The sequence below is a fragment of the Proteobacteria bacterium CG1_02_64_396 genome (genome assembly GCA_001872725.1).
GTDB lineage: Bacteria > Pseudomonadota > MNWR01 > CG1-02-64-396 > CG1-02-64-396 > CG1-02-64-396.
Window position 1 is genome coordinate 12,324 of record MNWR01000104.1, and the last position, 23,777, is coordinate 36,100.

Genomic DNA, 23,777 nt, shown 5'->3' on the forward strand with positions numbered 1-23,777 from the left:
CTTGAGGGAAAACCGCCTCATACTAAAACGACGTCGAATTCTTCTCGCAGCATGGAGACATCCTCACGCAGCAGAATCGGTTTATCCATGAACGATTCGAGCCCCGCCATCGATTCGCGGCACTCCGATTCGAGGTAGTCGATCACCTCGGGGTTGGCAACCACCATAAGCTTTTCGGCCGAAAACTGCCGGCTGGTGCGCAGCACGTCGCGCAGAATTTCAAATGCAACCGTCTCCAGGGTTTTGATCATCCCCCGTCCCGAACAGGCGGGGCAGGGCTCGCACAAGGTTCCGGTCAACGAGCGGCGGGTCCGCTTGCGGGTCATCTCGATCAGCCCGAGCTTGCTGATGTTCAAGATATTGGTCCGAGCCCGGTCGGCCCGCAGCGCCTCGCGGAAGTTTTCGACCAGCCGCTCCCGATTGCCCTCGTCCTGCATGTCGATGAAGTCGATGACGATGATGCCGCCGAGGTTGCGCAGCCGCAGCTGGTTAACGATCTCTTGCGAGGCCTCCAGGTTGGTTTTGAAGGCGGTCTCTTCGAGCGAGGTGCGTCCCACGTAGCGGCCGGTATTGATGTCGATGGCGGTCAGAGCCTCGGTCTCGTCGATGACCAGATACCCCCCCGACTTGAGCGGCACCTTACGCGACAAGGCCCGCTTGATCGCCTCTTCGACTCCGTGCAGATCGAAGATCGGACGGTCGCCCGCATAGTGTTGCAGCTTGGTGGCAAACTCGGGCATGTAGCGGCGACTGAAGGTGCGCAGCCGGTCGTAGGATTCTTTGGAATCGACCTGCAAGCGCTCGATCCCCGGCTCGACGATGTCGCGCAGTGCCCGCAGCTGCAGATCGAGATCCTCGTGAATCATCGACGGCGCCGCGTCGTTCAGGCGTGGATGTACATCCTTCCAGAGCCGCAGCAGAAAAGCCCGATCCCGGGCCAGCTCCGCTTCAGAGGCGCCGTCGGCCAGGGTGCGCACGATCCACCCCCCTTTTTCATCCTCTTGGCGCATCCCCTCGATTAATCCGGTCAGACGGCCCCGCTCCTCTTCGCTTTCGATGCGGCGCGACACCCCGATGTGTTCCAAGGTCGGCATGTAGACCAAAAAGCGGCCCGGCAGGGTGATGTGGGTGGTGATTCTGGCCCCCTTGGTCCCCAGAGGGGCCTTGGTGACCTGGACGGAGATCTCTTGTCCTTCGCTGAGCAGGCTTTCGATGGGGGGGCGCGCGATCTCGACCGGGGCATCCTCGCCGTTGCCATGCACCTGGCGGTCGAAGTAGCTGACGAAATCCTTGAGGCCGGTGTCGACGTCGCCGGCATACAAAAAGGCGGCCTTGGGTAGGCCGATGTCGACGAAGGCTGCCTGCATCCCCGGCAGCACCCGCACCACTTTGCCTCGGTAGATGTTGCCCACCACCGAGCGCTCGTGAAAACGCTCCACCAGCAGCTCGCGCAGCACCCCGTTTTCGAGTCCGGCAACCCGCACCTCTTGTGGGGTGATGTTGACCAACAGTTCGTCCAACCCACGATTCATAGTCCGCTCCAGTCGGGGCGAATCCCCAGGCGGTAGAGATGTTCCAAAACCTCGGCCAGGGGCAGCCCCACCACGTTGCTGTACGAACCCTCGATCCGGCTCACCAACCCCGCGCCGATCCCCTGAATCGCATACCCCCCCGCCTTGTCGTCCCCCTCATGGGAGGCGACGTAGTGGTCGATCTCCCAATCGAGAAGGTGGCGGAAGGTTACACCGGTTTGGCGGAAGAAGGCCTCGTCGCAATCGGGACCCACCAGGGCGACCCCGGTCAGCACCCGATGGGTCTGGCCCGACAGGGCGACCAGCATGCGGTGGTGGTCGTCCCCATGACGCGGCTTGCCCAGCACCTCGTCTCCCAACACCACCACCGTGTCGGCGGCCAGCACCACCGCCTCGGGGTGCTGGAGGCGCACCGCATGGGCCTTGTCGCGCGCCAGCCGCAGCACCATCGCCTCGGGGCTCTCCCCCGGCTGGCGCACCTCGACCACGTCGGCGGGCTCAATGAGCGGTTCGAAGCCGACTTGGCGCAGCAGATCGCGGCGGCGAGGGGAGGCGGAGGCGAGGATCAGGGGGGGATGGTGCAGCAGGGTCATACCGGTGGAATCCAAATCTGCGGCATCGACTCGACCACCACCTGCTCTTGCAGGGCACGGATTTCGGCCCCTTGCCCCAGTTCGGTACCGGCGGCCCGTGCGGTGGCGGCCCCCGCAGCGGTGGCGAGCCGCAGCGCTTGGGTGCCGTCGGCACCTTCAAGCAGGGCGGTGAGGAATCCGGCCACCATCGAATCGCCCGCCCCAATGGTCGAGGCGACCTCGATGGTGGGTGGGGTGGCCCACCAGGTCCCTTGCGCGTTGGCGAGCACCGCCCCCGCCTTGCCGTCGCTGAGCAGCACCGATTGGGGCCCCAGGGTGCGCAACCGTTGAGCCGCCTGGGCCAGTTCGTCGCGGTTGTCGGCGATGGGATGACCGAGCAACTCCTCGGCCTCGAAGCGATTGGGTTTGATTAAGAAGGGGCGGGCCCCCACCCCCGCCTTGAGCTCACCCCCCCGGGCATCGAGCACCACCGACACCCCGCGCAAACGCAAATGCTCCAGCAAATCCAACAGCTGCTGGTTCGACACCCCGACGGGAAGGCTTCCGGCCACCACCACGAAGCGGGCCTGATCGAAGTAGTGATCGAGCACCGAAACCAGTCGAAGCCAATGTTCGGCCTCGACGTGGGGACTGGGCTCCTTAAAAACCGTCTCGGTGCCGTCGGATTCCATAACGTAGAGGTTGAGCCGGGTGACCTCTTTTATGGGGACGAAGTGGTTGGCCACCCCCTCCCGATTCAAAAAGATTTTGAGCAGCTCCCCCCGATAATCGCCGGCAAACCCAGTGGCCAGGGTCTGCACCCCAAGCCGGGTCAGCACCCGAGAAACATTGACCCCCTTGCCCCCCGGATCGCGGTGCGTCGTGCGCACCTGATGGGCATGACCCGGTTGCAGGCGGTCGATCTGAAGGTATTTGTCGATGGTGGGATTGGGGGTGACGGTAATAATCATGGGTTGCCGAAAACCGTGTGGGGCCAGGGGGTGCGCTTGTCCAACGCGAAGGGGTAACGCAGACTTGCTTAGGCTCCGAGATCGATTGAATGGGGGAAATCGACCGGAACACCAGGGATCTGGTCTGGTTTTCAGAAGATGCTCTACGAACGGATACTCACGATGAAACGCTGCTCGATCCTCTTGGCGGCGGTGTGGCTTGGGGGGGGATGGTGCGCCGCCTGGGCCGAAACCGCCTCCAAAACCGAACTGCTGCTCTACCTGAACCTCCCCTCCCGCACCTTGATGCTCTACCAAGGGGGACAAGAGGTAGCCCACTATGAGGTGGGTATCGGCAAACCGAGCGACCCCACCCCCACCGGCCACTACCAGATCCACAGCGTGATCTTCAATCCCAATTGGTACAACGGCGCCATCGTCGGCACCGCCCAACAGCGCCGTACACCCCCCGGCCCCGGCAACCCCATGGGCAAGGCGAAGATCCATTTTTCAAAAAACTACTACCTGCACGGCACCCCCCATCCTTGGAGCGTGGGGCAAGCGATCAGCCACGGTTGCCTGCGTCTTGAAAACCGCGACGTGCTCGATTTGGCCCGCCGCCTGATGGCGGACAACGCCCCGGTCGATTTTGCCTCGGTGGAGCAAACCCTGGATGCCGCCCCCCCCGAACCGCGCGAGGTGGCACTCAACCATCCGGTGGCGATGATCATCGACTACCGACTGCTCACCCTCAATCCGCAGGGGGGAACCATCTGGCCCGATGTCTACCGCCGCTTTCCTCAGCCGCTGCAAACGGTGCAAAGCGGCCTGGAGCAGGCGGCGGCCCAACAGGGGCTGGCGCTGCAACTGCCCGCCGGATTGATCGCCGAGCTGACTCGACCGGTGAACCGGAGGATCGACTTCGATTTGGAACGGGAACAACCCCAATGAGGGAACCAGCGGCCCCTCAGCGCCCCGGCACCGTTACCCGAAAGACATAGGGGGAATCCTTGCTGCCCAGGCGCACGATGTGCTCCCCCGGCGCAAGCTCGACCTCGGGCACACCCGAAGAACCGACCATCACCTCGTCGTCGATCACCGTCCCCAAGCGAGCCCCCCGGTCGGCGACAAGGATCGTTCCCCCCTTTTTGAGAAGGGCGCAGTGGCCGGTGGAGACGTCGTAGGGGGGAACATCGGCCAGCTCCAAGTCATTGCCCCCAAAGAAATCGAGCAGGGAGCGCTCTTTTTTGCGTCGCCCGATCCGATAGGGAAAAACATCGACGACCATCGGGCGCTCGTCGAGTACATGCCGGGCCGGTTCGGTGAGCCCCTCAAGAAGGATCCCCCCCTTGGGAATCGGCGGAGGAGGTGGCGGCGCACCCCTTCCTGGCTGTCCCCCTTCGCTCTCTTTCACCATCTCAAGGCGGTGCACCGCCCCCAGGGCCAGCTCCAGCTCGATCAAGCGGTTGTTCAAGGTACGCATGCGCTGAAACAACGCCGAAAAGATCGGCAGTACCACCTTGGGATCGCGCTCCAGCACCGCCAGAAAACCGTCGCGATCCAGGCGAATCGTCTCAACCGCCGTCATGGCCCGGATGGTCGCCGAGCGGGGGCGACGGTCGATCAGCCCCATCTCGCCAAAGACGTCGCCCGGCCCCAACTCCGCCAGGATCACCACCTCACCCGAGGCCATGCGACGCACCACCTCGACCCGCCCTTCGATCAGCTCGAATACATCCTCGGAGGTCTCCCCCTCACGGAGGATCTCGGTTCCAGCTTCGTAGCGAACCACGCGATCGGCAATCGCCTGGGAACGGTCATCCATCGCAAACCCTCCGGTGGTGTGTGGGCACAGGGAAGACCCGTTGGCCCCCGGCACGAACCGCAATCAGCGGTACTCGAACAACATCCGTTGGTGGCGTTTCTCGTTGTCGATAGGGGTGATGACCCCAACCGGATAATCGCCGGTGAAGCAGGCATCGCAATACCCGGCAGAATCCTGCCCCACCGCCTCGTGCAGCCCATTGACCGAGATATAACCCAGGGAGTCGGCCTCGATGAAGGCCTGCATCTGCTCCAGGGTGTTGTTGGCGGCCAGCAGCTCTTCGCGGTTGGGGGTATCGATGCCGTAAAAACAGGGGTTGGTGGTGGGGGGAGAGCTGATGCGCATGTGGACCTCGGCGGCCCCGGCATCACGCACCATACGCACGATCTTCTTGCTGGTGGTCCCCCGCACGATGGAGTCGTCGACCAGAATCACCCGCTTACCCTTGAGTAGCTCGGGGTTGGCGTTGAGCTTGATCTTAACCCCGAAGTTGCGGATCGATTGTTTGGGTTCGATGAAGGTGCGCCCCACGTAGTGGTTGCGGATCAATCCCAAATCGAGGGGGAGCCCCGCCTGCTCGGCATAGCCAATGGCGGCAGCGACCCCCGAATCGGGGACCGGCACCACCAGATCGGCCTCAATCGGATGCTCCAACGCCAAACGCCGCCCCACCTCTTTGCGGGCCATGTAGACGTTGACCCCGTCGATGGTCGAATCGGGACGGGCGAAGTAGACGTATTCGAAAATGCACAAACGGCGGGGAATTTGGGGGGCAAAACGGCGGCTGGTCACCCCGTCACGGGTGATGATGACCATCTCCCCCGGTTCGACGTCGCGGACGAACTCGGCGTCGATTAGATCGAAGGCGCAGGTCTCCGACGACAGCACCCAGGCGTCGCCGAGTTTGCCCAACGACAAGGGTCGGAAACCGTGGGGATCGCGCACCCCGAACATCCGGTTGTTGCTCATCAACACCAGCGAATAGGCCCCCTGAATGCGCCCCAGGGCGTGCACGATGCGGTCGTCGATGCTCTGGGTTCCGGCGTCGCGGGCCAGCAGATGAACGATCACCTCGGTGTCCATGGTCGACTGGAAGATCGAACCGGTCTCTTCCAGCTCGCGCCGGATCGCCTCGGCGTTGGTCAGGTTGCCGTTGTGGGCGATGGAGAGCGTCCCGCGCAGGTAATCGACGACGAAGGGTTGAATGTTACGGATCGCCCCCCCCCCGGCGGTGGAATAGCGGACGTGACCGATGGCCCGATCCCCCTTCAATCCATCGAGCACCTCTTGGCTGAAGATGTCGCTGACCAGCCCACGGGCTCGGTTGGAGTAGGTGGTGGTCTCGTCGTAGGAGACAATCCCCGCCGCCTCCTGACCCCGGTGTTGTAGGGCGTAAAGCCCCAGGTAGGTCAGGTTGGCAGCCTCGGGATGGCCGAGAACACCAAATACCCCACATTCGTCGTGAAATCGTTCGTCATTCATGGTCTTGTGCTTTCGTTCATCCCAACGGGACGCGGTTAACGATTTTGCTCGATGAGATCGCCGATGGGATCGACGTTCTCCTCCTCCTCCTTGGGGGGGGCTTGCTCCTGTTTGCCAAACAGCGATTCCATGAAGTGATCCAGCCATTGGCTGGCTTTGCTCTTCCAACCGGCGGCATCTTCACCCATCAGGTCACCCTGTTTGCCGATCTGCTGCGCCATGTCGCGTCCCGAATCGGCCGCATCCTCGGCCGCCTCCAAAGCCCGTTCTTTGAGCCGCTCGGCCTGTGTTCCCAGGGCGGTACGGTCGCTCCACTGCTGGGGAACCCGCTCGCGCAGCAACACCACCACCGGTTCAACGACGGGGCGGGTTACGGCGTGTTGGTACCAGCTCCCCTCGGTTTGTCCCAAGCCGTCAAGGATCAACACCGCCACCGAGATGAACAAAATCCCCTTGCTCGCCCCAAACAACCCGCCACCGATCCGATTGGGAACCGACAGCCCAACCCCGTGCACCGCCTTGGTGGTCACCATCGCCAGCAGCCAGGCGATCAGCCCGATGCCGACGAAGAGCAACAAGTAGGCGGCGGGGCCGCCGAAGGGGTCGATCTGGCGGTAATCGGCGTTGAGGATCTCCCCCAGCTTTTCGCTGTAGGAGGTCGCGACGATCACCCCCAACACCAGCCCAGCCAGAGAGAACACCTCTTTGATCAATCCACGAATGGAGGCACGCACCACAAGGGTGCCGACGAAGGCGACCACCAGGTAATCGAACCAGGTCATATCCCGTAGAACTCCTTGAAATTCGGGAACAAGGCCACTACCCGCTTAATCGGTCGACGGCCTCGGCAAGATGGTGCACACGGATCAATTCGGCTCCTGGGATCGATTCGGGACTTCCCGTCACCGGAATCACCGCCCGCCGGAACCCCAGCTTCACCGCCTCGCGCAGCCGTTGATCGATCAACGGCACCGGACGGATCTCGCCGGATAGCCCTACCTCCCCCAACGCGACCAGGCCATCGGGGAGGGGATGGTCGCGGAAGGAGGACCAAATCGCCAGCGCAGCCGCCAAATCGCTGGCAGGCTCGGTGAGTTTAAGCCCGCCCACCGCGTTGGCGAAAACGTCCTGATCGCTCAGATGCAGCCCCACCCGTTTTTCGAGCACCGCCAACAACATGGCCAACCGTCCCGAGTCGATCCCCACCGTGGTACGCCGGGGCATGCCGAAGGCGGTGGGCGAAACCAACGCCTGAATCTCGACCAGGATGGGGCGGGTCCCCTCGATCATGGCGGCGACGGCCGAACCGCTGACCGGACGGTCGCGGTGGCCGAGGAAAAGCTCCGAAGGGTTCACCACCTCGGCCAGCCCCTCCCCCGCCATTTGAAACACAGCGATCTCGTCGGTGGCGCCGAAGCGGTTTTTTACCCCGCGCAAAATTCGAAACGGCAGCCCCCGCTCCCCCTCGAAATACAGCACCGTGTCAACCATGTGTTCGAGCACCCGAGGACCGGCAATCGCCCCCTCTTTGGTGACATGCCCCACCAGCATGACCGCCCGCCCCCCCTCGCTGCCCCCCTTGGCCCAACTCACCAGCCGGGCGGCGCATTCGCGCACCTGGGCCACCGAGCCAGGGGCGCTTTCGAGCGCCGAGGTGAACAGGGTCTGCACCGAATCGATCACCGTCAGCGCCGGCGGGTTTTGTTGCAGCAGCTCCAGCACCGCCTCCAGGCGGTTTTCCCCCCCGACCCGCAGCGCGGTGTCGCTGCTTAAACCCAACCGCTGCGCCCGCATACGAATCTGGGCCAGCGACTCCTCGCCGCTGATGTAGAGCGGTTTGTGCCCCTGAGTCGCCAAGCGGTGGGCCACCTGAAGCAGCAGCGTCGACTTGCCGATGCCGGGGTCGCCGCCGATCAGGGTGACCGAACCGGGGACGATGCCCCCCCCCAGCAACCGGTCGAATTCGGCCAGTCCCGTGGCGATGCGCGGCGCCTGACTCAGATCGATCTCGGCAAGTCCGCGCGGCCTGCCCTCTTGTTCGACCACAAACCGGGCTGCAGCCCCCTTGGCCTCGGGGACAATTTTCTCCTCCACCAGGGTATTCCAGCCGCCACAAGCACCGCAGCGCCCATTCCAACGGGGGAAGGAGCCGCCGCACTCCTGGCAGACGAAGCGGGTTTTGTCTTTGGAGGGGACCGATTTGGCCATCAGAAAACCTGCCCGAGCAGGTACTTGAAGTCTTCGTCCGAGAAGACCAGCCCCGCCCCGACGTAGGGGGAGCGCACGGCGGTGTCGAGCAGGTTGTCGCCCCCCGCCGCCACGAAGAGCCGCTCATCCCAGAATCGGTAGCGGGCCGCGATTTTGAAGTGGGGTTTGGTCGAGCCGCTGTAGACGCCATCCATGTCGTAGAGGTCGGAGGTCAAGGCGATGCCGTTGGCCAGATACCAGTCCAGCCCCATGCCGAAAGTGTTTTCTTTGATGCCGATGCGGGGCTCAAGTCCGTCAACCGACCAACCGAATTGCAGGGAGAACTTCAGATCATTGGAGCCGAAACCTCTTCCGTAGAGGCGGTGGTTCGGGTCATGGGAGGCGCGGACCTGACCGTCGGAGACCAACTCAACGCGGTAAAAACGGTCATCCCGGGGTTGAAACCGCAGGCCGAAGTAGCCGCGGCTGACTTGATCGCGCAGCAGATATTCGTCGTGAAAGTCGATGGTGGTACGAAAGGCGTCGACCTTGCCCACCATGTTGTCGACCTTTTCAAGGGTACCGCCCAACCGGTCGGCGGTTTCGGCATCGTTGATGAGCAGCCCCAGGGCACCGTCGGTCCCCTCCAACGCCTGACTAACCCGTTTGATGCTGGCCGCCGCGTCGCGCACCTCGTCGAAGAGGGAGGGATCGCGGATGAAGCGGGCGGCGCTGCCGTCGCCCTCTTCAACCTGCTTGGCCAGCCGGTCGATCCGTTCGGCGGCCGACCGCAGCGCCGTGATAGCGCCGGAAAGGTCCCCTTGGCGCTGGTCCATGACCTCCCGCAGCCCCCCCATCGCCCGTTTGGTGTCGGCCACCGTGTCGGGCAGGTCGCGGGCCAGGGCATCGAGGACGGTGGCCAGATCCTTCGAGGCGCCGCGCAACTGGGCCTCGTCGTCACTGAGGATGTGTTTGAGGCTGGCCGAGACGGCGTCCAGGTTGTCCATGAAACGCTGCACCCGGTCGGCCCCCTCCTCCCCCCCCAAGGCGGCGCGCAGCCCCTCGGTCACCGACTTGACGTCGCGGGCGATGTCGGAGACCTGTTCCATCACCTGCCCCATCGAGGGCTCCTGACGCCCCTCAATGGTCGCCCCTTGGGCAAGAACTGGGGCGTCGAGGGGGACGGTCAACACCACGTAGCGCTCCCCCACCAAACCGCCGCCCCGGACATGGGCCTGGGTCCCTTGGGTGATTTGCACCGGCTGATCGAGGGCAATGGTGACGAAGGCCTGGCCATCGCGCAGGTTGATGGCCCGCACTCGGCCCACCTTAACGCCGGCGACCAGCACCGAGGCCTTCGGGGTGAGCCCCTCGACCGAGGCAAAACGGGCGACGATCTCCCCCTGCTCCCCCGAAAACAGGTGCAACGGCTTGATCTGCAACGACAGGGTCGCCAGCACCGACAGTGCAATCAAGGTGAGCAGACCGACCCGCAGCTCGCTCATACCTGAATGGGCCCCTCGGCCCGGCCCTCGATGAATTGCCGCACCAAGGGATGGGTGCTGGCCCGGATTTCGTCGGGGGTCCCTTGCGCGTGGATCGCCCCCTCGTGAAGCATGGCGATGCGGTCGGCGATGAAGTAGGCGGAATTCATGTCGTGGGTGATGGTGACCGAGGTGGCGCCGAGGCGGCGGTTGATGTCGCGGATCAAACGGTTGATAACGTCGGCCATGATGGGATCGAGCCCTGTGGTTGGCTCGTCATAGAGGATGATGTCGGGGCTGGCGGCAATGGCTCGGGCCAAGGCGACCCGCTTTTGCATCCCTCCAGAGAGCTGCGCCGGTTTGCGCGCCGCAACGCCGGGCAGGCCCACCCAGCCCAGAACTTCGTCGACCCGCTCGCGCACCTTAGCCTTGGACCAATGCATATGTTCGGTCAGCTCGAAGCCGACGTTCTCACCCACCGTCATGGAGTCGAACAAGGCGCCGCCTTGAAACAGCATGCCGAACCGGCGCATCCGCTCCAACTGCTCGGAGGGGGGCAGGGTGTCCATCCGCTCCTCGTCGAGCCAGATCTCACCTGCATCGGGTTTCATCAACCCCAACAAACATTTAAAGAGGACCGATTTACCGGCCCCCGAACGGCCGATCACCACCACGCTCTCACCCGGCGCCACCGTCAGGTCGAGACGGTCGAGCACGCGGTGATCCCCGAAACGCTTGCTCACCCCTGCCATACGCAGACGGGGGGTTGGCAACGGCATGGGTCGACTCCTCGGTGGTTAAATCCCAGCGGCGCCCAACAGCAGCACCCCCAACGCCAGACGGTACATCACGAAGGGGGTCATAGAGAACCGGGCGATCAGCTTGAGAAAGTAGTGAATCGCCAAGTAGGCGCAGACGAAGGCAACGACAAAACCGACCCCCACCGCCAGCCAAGGGGTTTGCTCCGCTGCCTTGAACATCCCCAACGCCTCGTGCCCACCCGCCAGCGCCCCCACCGGAATCGCCAGCAAAAACGACAGCCGCGCCGACGCCACCCGCGACAACCCCATGAAGAGGGCCGCTGTGATGGTGATGCCCGAACGACTGGTCCCCGGCACCAACGCCAGCGCCTGGGCCAGCCCCACCGCCAACACGATGGCCCAGGTCGCTTGTTCTAAATCAAGATGACCGGGGCGGCGATCAGCCAGCCACAACACCAGCCCCCAAACGATGGTCGCCCAGGCAACCACCTCCAGGCTGCGCAGATGGTTTTCGACCAAGCCGTGCCCCAGCAGCCCCGCCAACCCCACCGGGATGGTGGCGACCAACACCATCCAGGCCAGCTTGCCGTCGTGGTTGTTCTGCCACGAGCGCTCACTCACCGTGCGTCCCCAACCATGGATCAAGCGGCGCAGGTCGTGACGGAAGTAAATAACCACCGCAAGCCAAGTGGCGGTGTTCAGAGCGACGTCGAAGGCCAGCCCCTGATCGGGCCAGTCGACCAGCTTGGGCAAAATGATGAGGTGGGCACTGGAGGAGATCGGCAGAAACTCGGTCAACCCCTGGATCAACGCCAAAACCACCGCTTGCAGCATATCCATGGTTAGTGGGCCGTCTGCTGGACGCGGGTTTCGCGGATCACCGTCACCTTAATCTCGCCGGGGTAGGTCAGTTCGTCCTCGATCTTACGGGCAATGGCGTTGGCCAGGGTCAGGGTTCCCTGATCGTCGACCTTGTCTTGGCAGACAATCACCCGCAGCTCACGACCCGCCTGAATGGCGTAGGAGCGCTCAACTCCGGTGAAATTCGAAGCAATGGCCTCAAGGTCACGCAGCCGTTTGATGTAGGTCTCCATCATCTCGCGCCGGGCGCCGGGACGGGCGGCGGAGAGGGCGTCGGCGGCATGCACCAAGGGGGTGTAGGGACTGATCGCCTCGACATCGAAGTGGTGCCCCTCGATGGCGTTGATGACCTCGGGCCGCTCCTTGTATTTGCGCCCCAGGTCACCGCCGATCATGGCGTGGCTCCCCTCGCGGTCGTGGTCGATCGCCTTGCCCACGTCGTGCAGCAGTCCGGCCCGCCGGGCGATCTTGGGATCGAGCCCGAGTTCGTCGGCCATCATCCCGGCAAAGAAGGCGACCTCCACCGAATGGGACAAAACATTCTGGGTGTAGCTGGTGCGGTATTTCAGTGCGCCAAGGATGCGAACCAAATCGGGGTGAACCGAGCCGATCCCGACCTCAAGAATGGCCTGTTCACCCGCCTCTTTGATTTCGCGGGCGACCTCTTTTTCGGCCTTTTTCACCATCTCTTCGATGCGTTGCGGGTGAATGCGGCCATCCTCGATCAGCAGCTCCAGCGCCTTCTTGGCCACGGCGCGCCGCACCGGGTTGAAGCCGCTGATGACCACCGCCTCGGGGGTGTCGTCGACGATCAAATCGACCCCGGTCGCTGCCTCGATGGCCCGGATGTTCCGCCCCTCGCGACCGATGATCCGCCCTTTGAGGTCGTCGGAGGGGAGCGGGACAACACTGACGGTCCGTTCCGAAACGAACTCGCCGGCCATACGCTGAATGGCGGTGGTGATGATCTCGCGGGACCGTTTTTCGGCATCCTCCCTGGCTTCTTGTTCGATCTGGCGCACATGGTGGGCGGCGGCATGACGCGCCTCTTCGCGCATCATCTCCATCACCAGTTCCCGCGCCTCCTCCCGACTTAAGCCCGCCATCTCTTCAAGTTTATGGCTCAAAGCGGCCTCATCCGTTTTGAGTTTTTCTTCCCATTGAGTCATACGCTGGCGATCGCTCTCCAGCCGCTGCGCCCGCTCCTCCATCCGCTCTTCGCGGCGTTCCAGTTGCCCGAGTTTGGTCTCCATAGTCTCTTCGCGGGCCAACAGCCGCTTTTCAAGATTCAGGATTTCCTCACGCTCTTTATCGAGAGCGATTTCGAGTTTGCTGCGCTCCTCAAGCACCTTGTCTTTGAGACGAAAATTCACCTCGGCATCGATGCGACGCTCCATATCGTCGCGCAGCCGACTCCATTCCGATTCGACCCGGGACAGCTCCCGGCGCAACTCCTGTTCCGCCTCACCGGCCGGGGCGACCGGGGGCGATTTGACCCGCGACAAAACGAAGGCGAGTCCGCCCCCCAGAACAGCGGCCACCACCGCCGTGATTAGCAATTCAACATTCATCATCCCCTCCAACGGGGTCGCCCGAGGCGCCCCGTGATGCATAAGCCCAACGCCTTGACGGCGTGTTATTTGGGGGGGGGCGCGACCGCCCACCCCACTTCTGTCATCACCCCCTCCATGGGGACATCGTGCTCGGCCACCGGAAACGAAATCGGACCCTGATCGGACCAGGCCAAGCCAATGCGGCGCGGCCACGTTCCATGATCGCGCCGATAGGCATCAAAAAAACGGTCGAAATATCCACCCCCATAACCCAGCCGCTCCCCATGGGGGCCAAACGCCACCATGGGGGCCAACACCCACAAATCGGCGGGAAGGGCCGCAACCGCAGGACCATTGGGTTCGGGAATACCAAAACGGCCGGGCCGCAGGTTCTCCTCAAGGCAGGAGACCCAATCGAGCAGGCCAGGACCGGCAATGCGGGGGACATAGGTGGGGATGTTTCGAGCTTGCAGAAAAGCGCGGATCGTCCCCGTGGGAAACTCGCCTTGGCAATCGCAATAGACCAAGACCGCAGGGGCGTTTTGCAGGAGAACCCAAAGCTGGCCAACGACATCGGGGGAGATGGGTGAAGCGGAACGGGATCGCAGGTGTGCGATCATTTCGGCCCGAATCGACTTTCGGCGCTCAGATAAGCCGCCCATAGTACCCCGCGCTGCCGTGTGGCGTAGCGTGTTGAACCCGGTCACATAAAGTGGGCGCCTTTGCCGGACCATCAGGGGACAAGGCCAAGGCCCCATCCTACACACAGGTCCATCGCGACAGGCCCCGGGTTACGAATATTGGTTCAAACCTGCATCACCAATCACGCACAGCGCAGGGCGTTCAAGCCATGGAACAATCTTAGAAGAGGAAAGACAGCCGATGCATCGAGAAAACTAGGAGGCCTCCAACACCCGGTCGACCAAAGCCACCAACCGCTGGGCTCGATCATCGACGCGACGTTGCTGCTGCTCTAAAGCCTCTTGTGCCTCGATCAATTCATCGACCACCTGCAACAAGGCAAGCGTCGCCGAACGTTCCATGGCCAGCACCTGATTGCCGCTGACCCGTTTCAAGGTTTGTTCGGCGTGATGGACGATCCGTTGCAACCGCCCCTCATCGAGGTCGGTGCGCAGCGGATACTTCTTCCCAAGTAGAGAAACCTCAATCGACCGTTTGCTCATGATGCATCCAGGTCCAGCTTCTCTAACCGTTCGACCAAACCTCTAACCCGGTGACGGATTGCCTCACGTTCACTCAGCAAACGGCTGTTTTCTTCACTCAGCCGCCGCTTTTCCTCACTCAGGGAAGAGAGTTTCTCTTCCCCATCTTGAAGACGGGTGTGCATGGAATCGCTTTCGCGTTTCCAGCGACCCAGATCCTCCATCAAGCGATGGAGCTTTTCTTCAAGAAGATCCAAAGATTCCAAGGGATTCGCCCGCTCTACATGCTATGCAATGACATTGGTTCCGCGCCGACACCCACCATCAAAACCATGTCGAACGCAAAGTCAGGATACGTCTGCTGTCGCGCATGGGTCAAGAAGCCTGCCTTCCTCTTCATCCCAGGTATCAAGGCAGTTTGCTGCTTCCCATCAAAAACGTGTCGATCCCCTTGGCGGCGCGGCGTCCATCGGCAATCGCCCGCACCACCAGCGAGGCGCCCCGGGCCATATCTCCGGCGGCAAACACGCCGGGGATCGAGGTCATCATCGTCTCATCGACCTGAACATTGTTGCGTCCATCGAAGGCGACCCCCAGGTCGCTCAACAGCCCTTCATGCACCGGTTGGGTGAAACCCATGGCCAAAAAGACCAGATCGGCGGGGACGGTGCGACGACTCCCCGCGACGGGGGTCATCTGCCAGCGTCCCTCGACTTGGCTCCAGGAGACCTCTTCGAGGGTCAAGGAGGTCACCCGACCTTGCGCCCCCTCGGCCTGGATCGTGTTGACCGACCAGAGCCGCTCGCAACCCTCTTCATGGGAGGAGGAGGTACGCAGCTTATTGGGCCACAGCGGCCACGGCGTGGTCGGATCGCGCTCTTCGGGGGGCTTGGGCAGCAACTCGATCTGCAAAACCGAGGCGGCCCCTTGCCGGTTGGAGGTACCGACGCAGTCCGAACCGGTGTCGCCGCCGCCGATGACCACCACATGTTTGCCCTTGGCGTCGATCCATTCGGCTTCGGCAATCGTGTCGCCCGCCACCCGGCGGTTGGACTGGGCCAGGAACACCATCGCCAGATGGATCCCCTTGAGATCGCGCCCCGGCACCTGCAAATCGCGGGCTTTCATGGCGCCACCGGTTAAACACACCGCATCGAAAGAGGACTTGAGCACGTCTGCCGACACATCGACCCCGACGTTCACCCCTGTCTTAAAAATCACCCCCTCGGCCTGCATCTGGGCCATGCGGCGGTCGATCACCCATTTTTCGAGCTTAAAGTCGGGGATGCCGTAACGCAGCAAACCGCCGATTCGATCGGCCTTTTCGAACAGGGTCACCGCATGACCGGCCCGAGCCAACTGCTGAGCGCAGGCCAGACCGGCGGGGCCGGAACCGACCACCGCCACCGTTTTACCGGTTGCTTGCGCCGCCGGTTGCGGGGTAATCCATCCCTCTTCAAAGGCCCGCTCGACAATATTCTTTTCGATCAGCTTGATCGAAACAGGGTCGTCGTTGATGCCTAAAACACAAGAGGATTCGCAAGGGGCGGGACAAACCCGACCGGTGATTTCAGGCAGGTTGTTGGTGCGATGCAGCACCCCAATCGCCTCCTGCCAGCGACCGCGATAGACCAGATCGTTCCACTCGGGAATGACGTTGTTGACCGGGCAACCCCAATGGCAAAAGGGGATGCCGCAATCCATGCAACGGGCGCCCTGCTCACCGACCGCCGTTTGGGGCAGCGCCTCAGTGAACTCGTGCCAATGCTGCAAACGTTCGGCAACCGATTGGTAATCCTCGACCTTACGCTCGAACTCCAGGAATCCGGTCGGCTTACCCATGTTGCACCTCCCCGGCAACCCGCCTGGCCTCTTCGCGCTGGCGTTGCTCCAGTACCCGGCGGTATTCGATCGGCATGACCTTCACAAAACGGGGCAGCCATTCCTGCCACCGTTCGAGAATGGCCTTGGCCTTGCGGCTGCCGGTGTATTTGTGATGACGCCAAACCAACTGATGCAGCAATCTGGCATCGGCATCGTTCAAAGGATCGATCTCGACCAAGCCGTGGGTCTCAAGATCACCCCCCTGGTGATCGACCTCTTCAAGCAGATCGGCCTCGTCGCTGATCGGCTCCAGGTCGACCATAGCCAAGTTGCAGCGGTCGGCGAAATCGCCGGTTTCGTTCAGAACGAAGGCGACGCCGCCGCTCATACCCGCCGCAAAGTTGCGCCCGGTCGGCCCCAACACCACCACCACCCCGCCGGTCATGTATTCGCAACCGTGATCGCCGGTCCCCTCGACCACCGCCAGCGCCCCCGAATTTCGCACCGCAAAGCGCTCCCCGGCCATGCCGTGGAAGTAGGCCTCGCCGCCGGTCGCCCCGTAGAGCAGGGTGTTGCCGACCACAATCTGGGTCGTGGGGTCGTACCCCGCCTCGGGGGATGGACTGACAACGATGCGACCACCGCTCATCCCCTTGCCGACGTAGTCGTTGGCCTGACCTCGCAGATTCAAGGTCACCCCATCGACGTTGAAGGCGCCAAAGCTCTGCCCCCCGATCCCGGTCAGGTTCACCAGAATGGTGTCCTCTTTGAGGCCCCGTTGACCGAAGCGGCGGGTGACCTCGCCCGCCAGCATGGTCCCCACCGAGCGGTGGACATTCTTGATCGGCATATCGATGGCGACCGGAATCTGCCCGGTCAAGGCGGGCTCCGCCTCGACGATCAACTCGTTGTCGAGGCTGGCCTCCAAACCATGATCCTGCTTTTGGGTGCAACGGATCTTGTCGCCCTCGAAGGTAGCGGGATGGGCCAAGATCGCCGAAAGGTCGACCCCCTTGGCCTTCCAATGGGAAACCGCCTTTTTCATGCCGAGTTTGTCGACCCGACCGATCATCTCGTCCATGGAGCGGAAGCCCAGGTGGGCCATCCATTCGCGCACCTCTTGGGCGATGAACATGAAGAAGTTGACCACGTGGTCGGGACTGCCGTTGTAGCGGCTGCGCAGGCGGGGGTCCTGGGTTGCGATCCCGACCGGGCAGGTGTTGAGGTGGCATTTGCGCATCATGATGCATCCCTCGACGATGAGGGCAGAGGTGGCAAAGCCGTACTCCTCGGCCCCCAGCAGGGCGGCGACCACCACGTCGTAGCCTGTCTTGAGCTGACCGTCGGTCTGCACCACAACCCGCGAACGCAGGTCGTTGAGCACCAGGGTTTGCTGGGTTTCGGCCAGGCCGATCTCCCAGGGAATCCCGGCATGTTTGATCGAGGTGAGCGGTGAGGCGCCGGTGCCGCCGTCGTGACCGGCAATCACGATCAGGTCGGAATGGGCCTTGGCCACACCGGCAGCTACCGTTCCAACGCCGACCTCGGCCACCAACTTCACCGAGATGACAGCCTGGGGATTGACGTTCTTCAGATCGAAGATCAGCTGAGCCAGATCCTCGATGGAGTAGATGTCGTGGTGGGGCGGCGGCGAAATCAGGCTGACGCCGGGGGTCGAATGGCGCACCCGGGCGATGATCTCGTCGACCTTATGGCCGGGAAGCTGCCCCCCCTCACCCGGCTTGGCACCCTGGGCGACCTTAATCTGCAACTCGTCGGCGTTGACCAAATAATGGGTGGTCACCCCGAAGCGACCCGAGGCGACCTGTTTGATGGCACTGCGGGCCGAATCGCCGTTGGGGTAGGGGGTGAAACGGGCCGGATCCTCACCCCCCTCACCGGTATTGCTGCGCCCGCCGATCCGATTCATGGCAATCGCCAGGGTCTCGTGGGCCTCTTTGCCGATCGACCCGAAACTCATGGCGCCGGTGCAGAACCGTTTGGCGATGATCTCGGCCGATTCGACCTCATCCAGAGGGATCGCCTCGGGCAGCAGATCGAGCTCGAACAGGCCGCGCAGGGTCGCCATCTTGCGCGATTGATCGTCGACCTTGGCTGAGTAGGCCTTGTAGGTTTTGTAGCTACCGCTGCGGGTAGCGTGTTGCAGCAGATGGATGGTTTCGGGATTCCACTGGTGAAACTCGCCGTTGGCGCGAAAAGCGTATTGCCCGCCGCTGGCCAGCAGGTCGCTCGGCTCCCCTGGCGTGGGGGCAAAGGCGCGGCCATGACGCTGGGCGGTCTCCTGCGCGATCTGCTCGATGTCGATCCCGCCGACCCGCGAGGCGGTCCCGGCGAAATAACGGTCGATGACGCTGCGATTGATACCAATGGCCTCAAAGATTTGAGCGCCACAATAGGATTGCAGGGTCGAGATCCCCATCTTGCTGAAGATCTTGAGCATCCCCTTGCCTGCCGCCTTAACAAAACGGGCCCGAGCATCGGCAATGCTGACCTCGGTGGGCAGAATGCCGTCGCGGGCCATCCCTTCAAGGCTTTCAAGGGCCACCCAGGGGTTGATCGCTTCGGCGCCGAACCCGACCAGCAGCGCAAAGTGGCCGGTCTCGCGGGCCTCTCCGGTCTCGACCACCAGTCCGGCCCGGGTGCGCAGCCCCCCCTCGACCAGATCATGGTGGACCGCCGAGATGGCCAGCAGGGCTGGAATCGGGGCGTGGTCGCGGTCGACCCCTCGGTCGCTCAGAATGACCACGGTCGCGCCATCGACGTCGATGGCCTTGCGGGCGAGCCGACACAAACGGTCGAGCGCCTCGGTCAACGCCGCACCGCCGCCAGCAACCGGATAAATCGCCTTCAGGGTCACCGCTTTAAAACCGTGCCCGGCAAAGGCGCGGATCCGCTCCAGATCTTCACAGGTCAGGATCGGCTGCTTGAGCCACAACCGTTTGACCTGGTCGCAATCCTCGCTGAGCAGATTGGGACGCAGCCCCAAAATCGAGGTCAGCGACATCACCAGCTCTTCGCGAATGGGGTCGATGGGGGGGTTGGTCACCTGGGCGAAGAGCTGCTTGAAGTAGCCGTAGAGCAGCTGGGGCTGATCCGACAACACCGCCAGGGAGGCGTCGTTGCCCATCGACCCGATCGCCTCTTGCCCCGAGGTTGCCATGGGCAGCAGCACGATCCGCTCATCCTCGCGGCTGTAGCCGAAGACCTTTTGTTGCAGATGCAGCGCGGCATCGTCGAGCACCTCGGGGCGCTGGGCGCTGCCCAAATCGTCCAGTCCGATCCGGGTTTGTTGCACCCATTGCCGGTAGGGATGGCGCTCGACAATCCCCCGTTTGACCTCTTCGTCGGCGATGATCCGCTTCTGCTCGGTGTCGATCAGCAGCATTTTGCCCGGCTGCAACCGCCCGCTGGCCTTGATCTGGGCAGGAGGGACGTCGAGTACCCCAACCTCGGAGGCGAGAATCACCCGGTCGTCGCTGGTGACAATGTAGCGGGCCGGGCGCAGGCCGTTGCGATCCAGGGTGCCGCCAACCCGGGTGCCGTCGCTGAAGATGATCGCCGCCGGACCGTCCCAAGGCTCCATCACCGCCGCGTGGAATTCGTAGAAGGAGCGTTGATCGGGATCCATGCTGGTGTGGCTCTCCCACGCCTCGGGCACCATGAGCATGGCGGCCTGGGGCAGGGAGCGACCGTTCATCACCAAAAACTCAAGGGCGTTGTCGAAGGTGGCCGAGTCGCTGGCCTCCTCGCGCATGATCGGGAAGGTTTTGGGCAGATCGTCGCCGAACAAGGGGGAGGCCAGGGTCGCCTCGCGGGCGTTCATCCAGTTCTTGTTGCCCCGAACCGTGTTGATCTCACCGTTGTGGGCGATCATGCGGAACGGCTGGGCCAGATCCCAGGTGGGGAAGGTGTTGGTCGAAAAACGTTGATGTACCAGCGCCAGGGCCGACTCGATGGCCGGATCGCACAGGTCGGGGTAGAAACGGTCAACCTGCTCGGCCAGCAGCATCCCCTTATAGACGATGGTATTGGCGCTCATGCTCGAAAAGTGGAATCCCTTGGGAATCCCGTCAAACGCCTCGCCCGTCAGGCGGAAGATGCTTTTGCGGATGACGTACATCTTGCGCTCGAAGGCCTCCCCCTCCAGCCCCTCGGCGGCCACGAAGACCTGCCGAACCACCGGCATGGCGCTACGGGCGACCTCGCCGACGGCATTGGGCTCAACCGGCACATCGCGCCAAGCCAGCAGCCGCTGCCCCTCGGCGGCGATCACCTGCGCGACGATGGCCTCAATGCGGGCGCGCACGGTTTCGTCCTGGGGCAAGAAGACCTGCCCCACCCCGTAATGGCCCGGTTCGGGCAGCTCAATATGCTGCGCCGCCAGCTCTCGCCTAAAAAAGCGGTGGGGCAGTTGCAGCAAAATACCGGCGCCGTCGCCGGTGCGCGGATCGGCGCCCACCGCGCCGCGGTGGGTTAAATTCACAAGGATTTCAATCCCTTGCCGCACCAGTTCGTGGGATTTTCGACCTTGAATGTCGACCACGAAACCGACGCCGCAGGCATCTTTTTCCTGAGAGGGATCGTACAAGCCGGACTTGGGGGGCAAACCGAGACACGCCATCGCTGTTGCGCCTAACCAGTCAATGAAATATGGAAGAGCCCCATGGTGCTGCAGTCAAAAACGGGGGCCCGTCGCCCGGTGGGCGGAAAAAAAGGGGTGGGAGTATAGGCATCGCATGGTCGCGGCGCAAAAAGTGCGTGAACCCTTGTGAAAATCGGGTTTTGATGGAATATCGGTAGGCCGGTTAAACCTTCGCGGCAACACGTTCCATCCCGAGGTTTCCATGAAGCTGCGCCATAAAAGCAACCTGTTCGTCACCCTTCTCGGCGTCGGGATGCTGGTGGTCATCACCGGCATCTCGATGTATTCCTTTCGCCATTTCTCGCTTCAAACCGCCGAACATCAAGCCCAGAAAACGGCGGAGATCATCCGAACATTCCTCACCGAGGCGATGGCGGCCGGAACCATGTTCGACGACGAGCACCGGGAGCAATTGTTGTCCCGGATCGCCCAGACCCCCGGTTTTTCGCAACTTCGCATCGTACGCAACTCAAATCTGGGGCAGGAGCCTTTTTCAGCGGCCCCCATCGTGTCGCAACAACCGGATGCCATCGAGCAGCAGGTTCTTGCCTCCGCACGAGCTCAAACCATCCTTTCAGGCAATTTGTCCCCCTCGCTCCGGGTTTCGATCCCCTACATCGCCCACAACAACGGCACCCCCAATTGTATGGAGTGCCACGATGTCCCCGAAGGGACCGTCTTGGGGGTGATTACCCTGGAGACCGATCTGTCCTCCATGCAGGCCGAGGCCTTAACCGCCAATGCGGGATTGATCGCCGCCACCCTGTTTTTCTTACTGCTCGCCGCCTGGATCATCCAACGCGGCGTCACCCCCATGATCCACACCGCCGAATCGGTGCAGACGGTGTTGTTTCGTGCCGAGGCGGGTGATTTTTCTTCCCGATCACCCGTGCTTTCCGACGACGAAACCGGATCCATCGCCCAGGGGGTGAATCATCTGATGGAGGAGCTCGACCAGAACATCGGTCGGATCGAGCAACAGATCGTCAGCTTGACCGGCGAGGGGCATGCCGAAGGGGGGGACCAATTGGCCGGAACCGTGGCGCTCGTCGACCAATTGGTCGAGGCGCAGCGCTTCAAGCGAGCCATCGAGGAGGACGAGGATCTACCCGAGGTCTACCGTCGTCTGCACGAAATGCTGGAACGGGATTTCGATTTCAGCCGCTTTTCGATCTATGAGGTCGACAACGTCCGCGGTCGCATCCACCCCGTTTCGGTCAACGGTTGCACCGAGTTATGGTGCGACCGTGCCATCCTCACCACCCCCCAATCGTGCCGGGCCCGTCGTACCGGCCACACGGTCGAAAACCTCGAAATCCCCCATATGTGCCGCTCCTTTGCCCCCGGCAAGGACTGCGACGAAACCCTCTACCATGTCTGCCTCCCCATGATCCTTTCCGGCGCGGTAGGGGGGGTCATCCAGCTGGTCTTCCCCGAATCCGAAAAAGAGATCGTGCAGCGCTACGTCCCCTTCCTCAAAGTCTACCTGCGCGAGGCTGCTCCGGTCATCGAGACCAAACGGCTGATGGCGGGACTCAAAGAAACCACCCTGCGCGACCCGATGACCGGCCTGCACAACCGCCGCTCCCTAGAGGAATACCTCGACACCCTGACTGCTGGCATCAAACGGCGTGGGACCCAACTCGGGGTCTTGATGTGCGATGTCGACTTCTTCAAACAGGTCAACGACCAGCACGGCCACGAGGTGGGGGATGTGGTGCTCAAAGAGCTCGCCAAGATCCTGACCGAATCAGTGCGAGCCTCGGATCTGGTGGTGCGTTATGGGGGGGAGGAGTTCGTGGTGCTTTTGCAGGACAGCAACGCCGAAAACTCGGTGATGGTGGCCGAGAAGATCCGCTCCAAGCTTGAGGAACACGTCATGCGGGCCGGAACGACCACCTTGAAGAAAACCCTGTCGATCGGGGTGGCGGAGTACCCCGGCGATACCGACGCTTTTTGGCAGGCGGTGAAGTACGCCGACGTTGCGCTGTATCAGGCCAAGGAGGGGGGGCGCAATCGGGTGGTCCGTTTTACCCCGGAGATGTGGCCCGAGGGGGATTACTAAAAAGCGCCGATCGATTCGGCGCTTCCTTGCGCCCCATGAATGGGGCGCCAACAAGCAGGAACGTAAGTGACTGATTTTGAAAGAGAAGCAAAAACGACACCGCCTCATGGCGCCTACTTTTGGTTTTTGCGCAGCGTGCTGATTCAAGGCAGGATGCCTCTAATCAGCGTTTCCCTAGTCTTTGCCAAGCGTCGCTGAAAAAGGCTGGGGCCTTGATTCGGCGTTTCCCAACCCCCACCGGAGCTAGCGCAGCACTACCAAGGGACGACTCTGGTAGAGCATCTCGATATGGTCGGCCATCTTCTGAGCCTGACCCCGATTGGGGTATTCCCCCAATTGGACCCGGTACCAAACCGAGCCGTCGCCCTGTTCGCGGCGCTGGATGGTGACCGGCTCACCCAGGGGGGTGAGTTTTTCCTTCAGCGCCAACGCTTCGTCCTGCTCGTGGAACGAACCGACCTGCACGGTGTAGCTGCTTTTTTGCTCGATCAGACCGGCAACGGGATCATTGCCGGGGGCTGCGATCACCGGTTGAGCCGACTGTTCCTCCCCCGCCTCTTGCCGGGTGGTGGAGGGGGTTGTCGAGGGGACAGTGGTTTGGGGTAGGGTGTCGTAAAAGTCGATCTCGCTGCGGTTGGCGTCGCTGGCGGCATGGTTGGGGGCAACCGGAGCAACCGTACCCACCAACCCGGCTTGGTGGGAGCGCTCCGAAGCCTCCCAACCGTGGCTTTTGCCCAAAAAATAGCCCGCCACGAAGGCGATCATCACCAAACCCACCGCCGCTCCGGTGACCAACAACGGACGAACCGCCCCCCGCTCGCCGCGCCTATGGTCTCTCATCGTCCCCCCCTCATC

General features: G+C 62.6%; 19 protein-coding genes and 1 other RNA gene. 2 read left to right on the forward strand and 18 right to left on the reverse strand.

Annotated features, from left to right (window positions below; translation table 11 throughout):
- Window positions 1-17: 17 nt before the first annotated feature.
- The 3 genes from AUJ55_12360 to AUJ55_12370 are packed head-to-tail and all read right to left on the reverse strand — an operon-like array spanning window position 18 to window position 3,075.
- Entirely contained in the window at window positions 18-1,532 is a 1,515-nt protein-coding gene (locus AUJ55_12360; GenBank protein OIO54090.1) for a ribonuclease E/G, read from the reverse strand.
- A complete protein-coding gene (locus tag AUJ55_12365) occupies window positions 1,529-2,125 on the reverse strand; it encodes a septum formation protein Maf (protein ID OIO54091.1) in 597 nt (198 codons plus the stop codon). Before AUJ55_12365 ends, AUJ55_12360 begins: the two co-directional genes overlap by 4 nt.
- Window positions 2,122-3,075 (reverse strand): 1-phosphofructokinase, encoded by a 954-nt coding sequence (locus tag AUJ55_12370; GenBank protein OIO54092.1) that lies wholly within the window; start codon window positions 3,073-3,075, stop codon window positions 2,122-2,124. The genes AUJ55_12365 and AUJ55_12370 overlap by 4 nt, the downstream gene beginning before the upstream one ends.
- Before the next feature lie 162 nt (window positions 3,076-3,237).
- Between AUJ55_12370 and AUJ55_12375 the strand changes: the two genes are divergently transcribed.
- Window positions 3,238-4,005: a hypothetical protein gene (locus AUJ55_12375; GenBank protein OIO54093.1), complete on the forward strand. Its 768-nt coding sequence runs from the start codon at window positions 3,238-3,240 to the stop codon at window positions 4,003-4,005.
- A gap of 16 nt (window positions 4,006-4,021) precedes the next feature.
- Here AUJ55_12375 and AUJ55_12380 read toward each other — a convergent pair whose 3' ends face one another.
- The 14 genes from AUJ55_12380 to AUJ55_12445 all read right to left on the reverse strand — a co-directional run bounded on the left by AUJ55_12380 (window position 4,022) and on the right by AUJ55_12445 (window position 20,836).
- A complete protein-coding gene (locus AUJ55_12380; protein OIO54094.1) occupies window positions 4,022-4,879 on the reverse strand; it encodes a hypothetical protein in 858 nt (285 codons plus the stop codon).
- Between the two features lie 63 nt (window positions 4,880-4,942).
- Window positions 4,943-6,361 carry an amidophosphoribosyltransferase gene (locus AUJ55_12385; GenBank protein ID OIO54095.1) on the reverse strand — a complete coding sequence of 473 codons (1,419 nt, stop codon included), beginning with the start codon at window positions 6,359-6,361 and terminating at the stop codon, window positions 4,943-4,945.
- Window positions 6,362-6,396: 35 nt separating this feature from the next.
- The gene (locus tag AUJ55_12390) at window positions 6,397-7,143 is read right to left on the reverse strand and encodes a hypothetical protein (GenBank protein ID OIO54096.1); all 747 of its coding nucleotides are present in this window, start codon (window positions 7,141-7,143) and stop codon (window positions 6,397-6,399) included.
- 37 nt (window positions 7,144-7,180) lie between these two features.
- On the reverse strand, window positions 7,181-8,569 hold the full coding sequence (locus AUJ55_12395; protein ID OIO54097.1) for a DNA repair protein RadA: 1,389 nt from the start codon (window positions 8,567-8,569) through the stop codon (window positions 7,181-7,183).
- Window positions 8,569-10,053 carry a hypothetical protein gene (locus tag AUJ55_12400; GenBank protein OIO54098.1) on the reverse strand — a complete coding sequence of 495 codons (1,485 nt, stop codon included), beginning with the start codon at window positions 10,051-10,053 and terminating at the stop codon, window positions 8,569-8,571. The genes AUJ55_12395 and AUJ55_12400 overlap by 1 nt, the downstream gene beginning before the upstream one ends.
- Window positions 10,050-10,811 (reverse strand): ABC transporter ATP-binding protein, encoded by a 762-nt coding sequence (locus AUJ55_12405; GenBank protein ID OIO54099.1) that lies wholly within the window; start codon window positions 10,809-10,811, stop codon window positions 10,050-10,052. Before AUJ55_12405 ends, AUJ55_12400 begins: the two co-directional genes overlap by 4 nt.
- An 18-nt stretch (window positions 10,812-10,829) precedes the next feature.
- Window positions 10,830-11,633, reverse strand: coding sequence for an undecaprenyl-diphosphatase (locus tag AUJ55_12410; protein ID OIO54100.1), 804 nt, complete (start codon window positions 11,631-11,633; stop codon window positions 10,830-10,832).
- A gap of 2 nt (window positions 11,634-11,635) precedes the next feature.
- Window positions 11,636-13,225, reverse strand: coding sequence for a ribonuclease Y (locus AUJ55_12415; protein ID OIO54101.1), 1,590 nt, complete (start codon window positions 13,223-13,225; stop codon window positions 11,636-11,638).
- Between the two features lie 65 nt (window positions 13,226-13,290).
- On the reverse strand, window positions 13,291-13,827 hold the full coding sequence (locus AUJ55_12420) for a 5-formyltetrahydrofolate cyclo-ligase (GenBank protein ID OIO54102.1): 537 nt from the start codon (window positions 13,825-13,827) through the stop codon (window positions 13,291-13,293).
- Between the two features lie 41 nt (window positions 13,828-13,868).
- Window positions 13,869-14,051, reverse strand: a non-coding RNA gene (gene ssrS / locus AUJ55_12425) — 6S RNA.
- A gap of 52 nt (window positions 14,052-14,103) precedes the next feature.
- On the reverse strand, window positions 14,104-14,391 hold the full coding sequence (locus tag AUJ55_12430) for a hypothetical protein (GenBank protein ID OIO54103.1): 288 nt from the start codon (window positions 14,389-14,391) through the stop codon (window positions 14,104-14,106).
- A complete protein-coding gene (locus AUJ55_12435) occupies window positions 14,388-14,636 on the reverse strand; it encodes a hypothetical protein (protein OIO54104.1) in 249 nt (82 codons plus the stop codon). Before AUJ55_12435 ends, AUJ55_12430 begins: the two co-directional genes overlap by 4 nt.
- Before the next feature lie 142 nt (window positions 14,637-14,778).
- On the reverse strand, window positions 14,779-16,212 hold the full coding sequence (gene gltD, locus AUJ55_12440; GenBank protein ID OIO54105.1) for a glutamate synthase: 1,434 nt from the start codon (window positions 16,210-16,212) through the stop codon (window positions 14,779-14,781).
- On the reverse strand, window positions 16,205-20,836 hold the full coding sequence (locus tag AUJ55_12445; GenBank protein OIO54106.1) for a glutamate synthase subunit alpha: 4,632 nt from the start codon (window positions 20,834-20,836) through the stop codon (window positions 16,205-16,207). The genes gltD and AUJ55_12445 overlap by 8 nt, the downstream gene beginning before the upstream one ends.
- A gap of 223 nt (window positions 20,837-21,059) precedes the next feature.
- Here AUJ55_12445 and AUJ55_12450 point away from each other — a divergent pair, with 223 nt between their 5' ends.
- Window positions 21,060-22,922: a hypothetical protein gene (locus AUJ55_12450; GenBank protein ID OIO54107.1), complete on the forward strand. Its 1,863-nt coding sequence runs from the start codon at window positions 21,060-21,062 to the stop codon at window positions 22,920-22,922.
- A gap of 243 nt (window positions 22,923-23,165) precedes the next feature.
- Here the strand turns inward: AUJ55_12450 and AUJ55_12455 are convergent, their stop codons facing one another.
- A complete protein-coding gene (locus AUJ55_12455; protein ID OIO54108.1) occupies window positions 23,166-23,762 on the reverse strand; it encodes a hypothetical protein in 597 nt (198 codons plus the stop codon).
- Window positions 23,763-23,777 lie beyond the last annotated feature (15 nt).

Excerpts from the sequence above, each read along its gene's own strand:
- AUJ55_12455 (OIO54108.1), bottom strand. The coding sequence starts at position 23,762 with ATGAGAGACCATAGGCGCGGCGAGCGGGGGGCGGTTCGTCCGTTGTTG.
- AUJ55_12395 (OIO54097.1), bottom strand. The coding sequence starts at position 8,569 with ATGGCCAAATCGGTCCCCTCCAAAGACAAAACCCGCTTCGTCTGCCAG.
- AUJ55_12430 (OIO54103.1), bottom strand. The coding sequence starts at position 14,391 with ATGAGCAAACGGTCGATTGAGGTTTCTCTACTTGGGAAGAAGTATCCG.
- AUJ55_12445 (OIO54106.1), bottom strand. The coding sequence starts at position 20,836 with ATGGCGTGTCTCGGTTTGCCCCCCAAGTCCGGCTTGTACGATCCCTCT.
- AUJ55_12390 (OIO54096.1), bottom strand. The coding sequence starts at position 7,143 with ATGACCTGGTTCGATTACCTGGTGGTCGCCTTCGTCGGCACCCTTGTG.
- AUJ55_12375 (OIO54093.1), top strand. The coding sequence starts at position 3,238 with ATGAAACGCTGCTCGATCCTCTTGGCGGCGGTGTGGCTTGGGGGGGGA.
- AUJ55_12405 (OIO54099.1), bottom strand. The coding sequence starts at position 10,811 with ATGCCGTTGCCAACCCCCCGTCTGCGTATGGCAGGGGTGAGCAAGCGT.
- AUJ55_12415 (OIO54101.1), bottom strand. The coding sequence starts at position 13,225 with ATGAATGTTGAATTGCTAATCACGGCGGTGGTGGCCGCTGTTCTGGGG.
- AUJ55_12400 (OIO54098.1), bottom strand. The coding sequence starts at position 10,053 with ATGAGCGAGCTGCGGGTCGGTCTGCTCACCTTGATTGCACTGTCGGTG.
- AUJ55_12365 (OIO54091.1), bottom strand. The coding sequence starts at position 2,125 with ATGACCCTGCTGCACCATCCCCCCCTGATCCTCGCCTCCGCCTCCCCT.
- AUJ55_12410 (OIO54100.1), bottom strand. The coding sequence starts at position 11,633 with ATGGATATGCTGCAAGCGGTGGTTTTGGCGTTGATCCAGGGGTTGACC.
- AUJ55_12450 (OIO54107.1), top strand. The coding sequence starts at position 21,060 with ATGAAGCTGCGCCATAAAAGCAACCTGTTCGTCACCCTTCTCGGCGTC.
- AUJ55_12420 (OIO54102.1), bottom strand. The coding sequence starts at position 13,827 with ATGATCGCACACCTGCGATCCCGTTCCGCTTCACCCATCTCCCCCGAT.
- AUJ55_12360 (OIO54090.1), bottom strand. The coding sequence starts at position 1,532 with ATGAATCGTGGGTTGGACGAACTGTTGGTCAACATCACCCCACAAGAG.
- AUJ55_12370 (OIO54092.1), bottom strand. The coding sequence starts at position 3,075 with ATGATTATTACCGTCACCCCCAATCCCACCATCGACAAATACCTTCAG.
- AUJ55_12385 (OIO54095.1), bottom strand. The coding sequence starts at position 6,361 with ATGAATGACGAACGATTTCACGACGAATGTGGGGTATTTGGTGTTCTC.
- AUJ55_12380 (OIO54094.1), bottom strand. The coding sequence starts at position 4,879 with ATGGATGACCGTTCCCAGGCGATTGCCGATCGCGTGGTTCGCTACGAA.
- gltD (OIO54105.1), bottom strand. The coding sequence starts at position 16,212 with ATGGGTAAGCCGACCGGATTCCTGGAGTTCGAGCGTAAGGTCGAGGAT.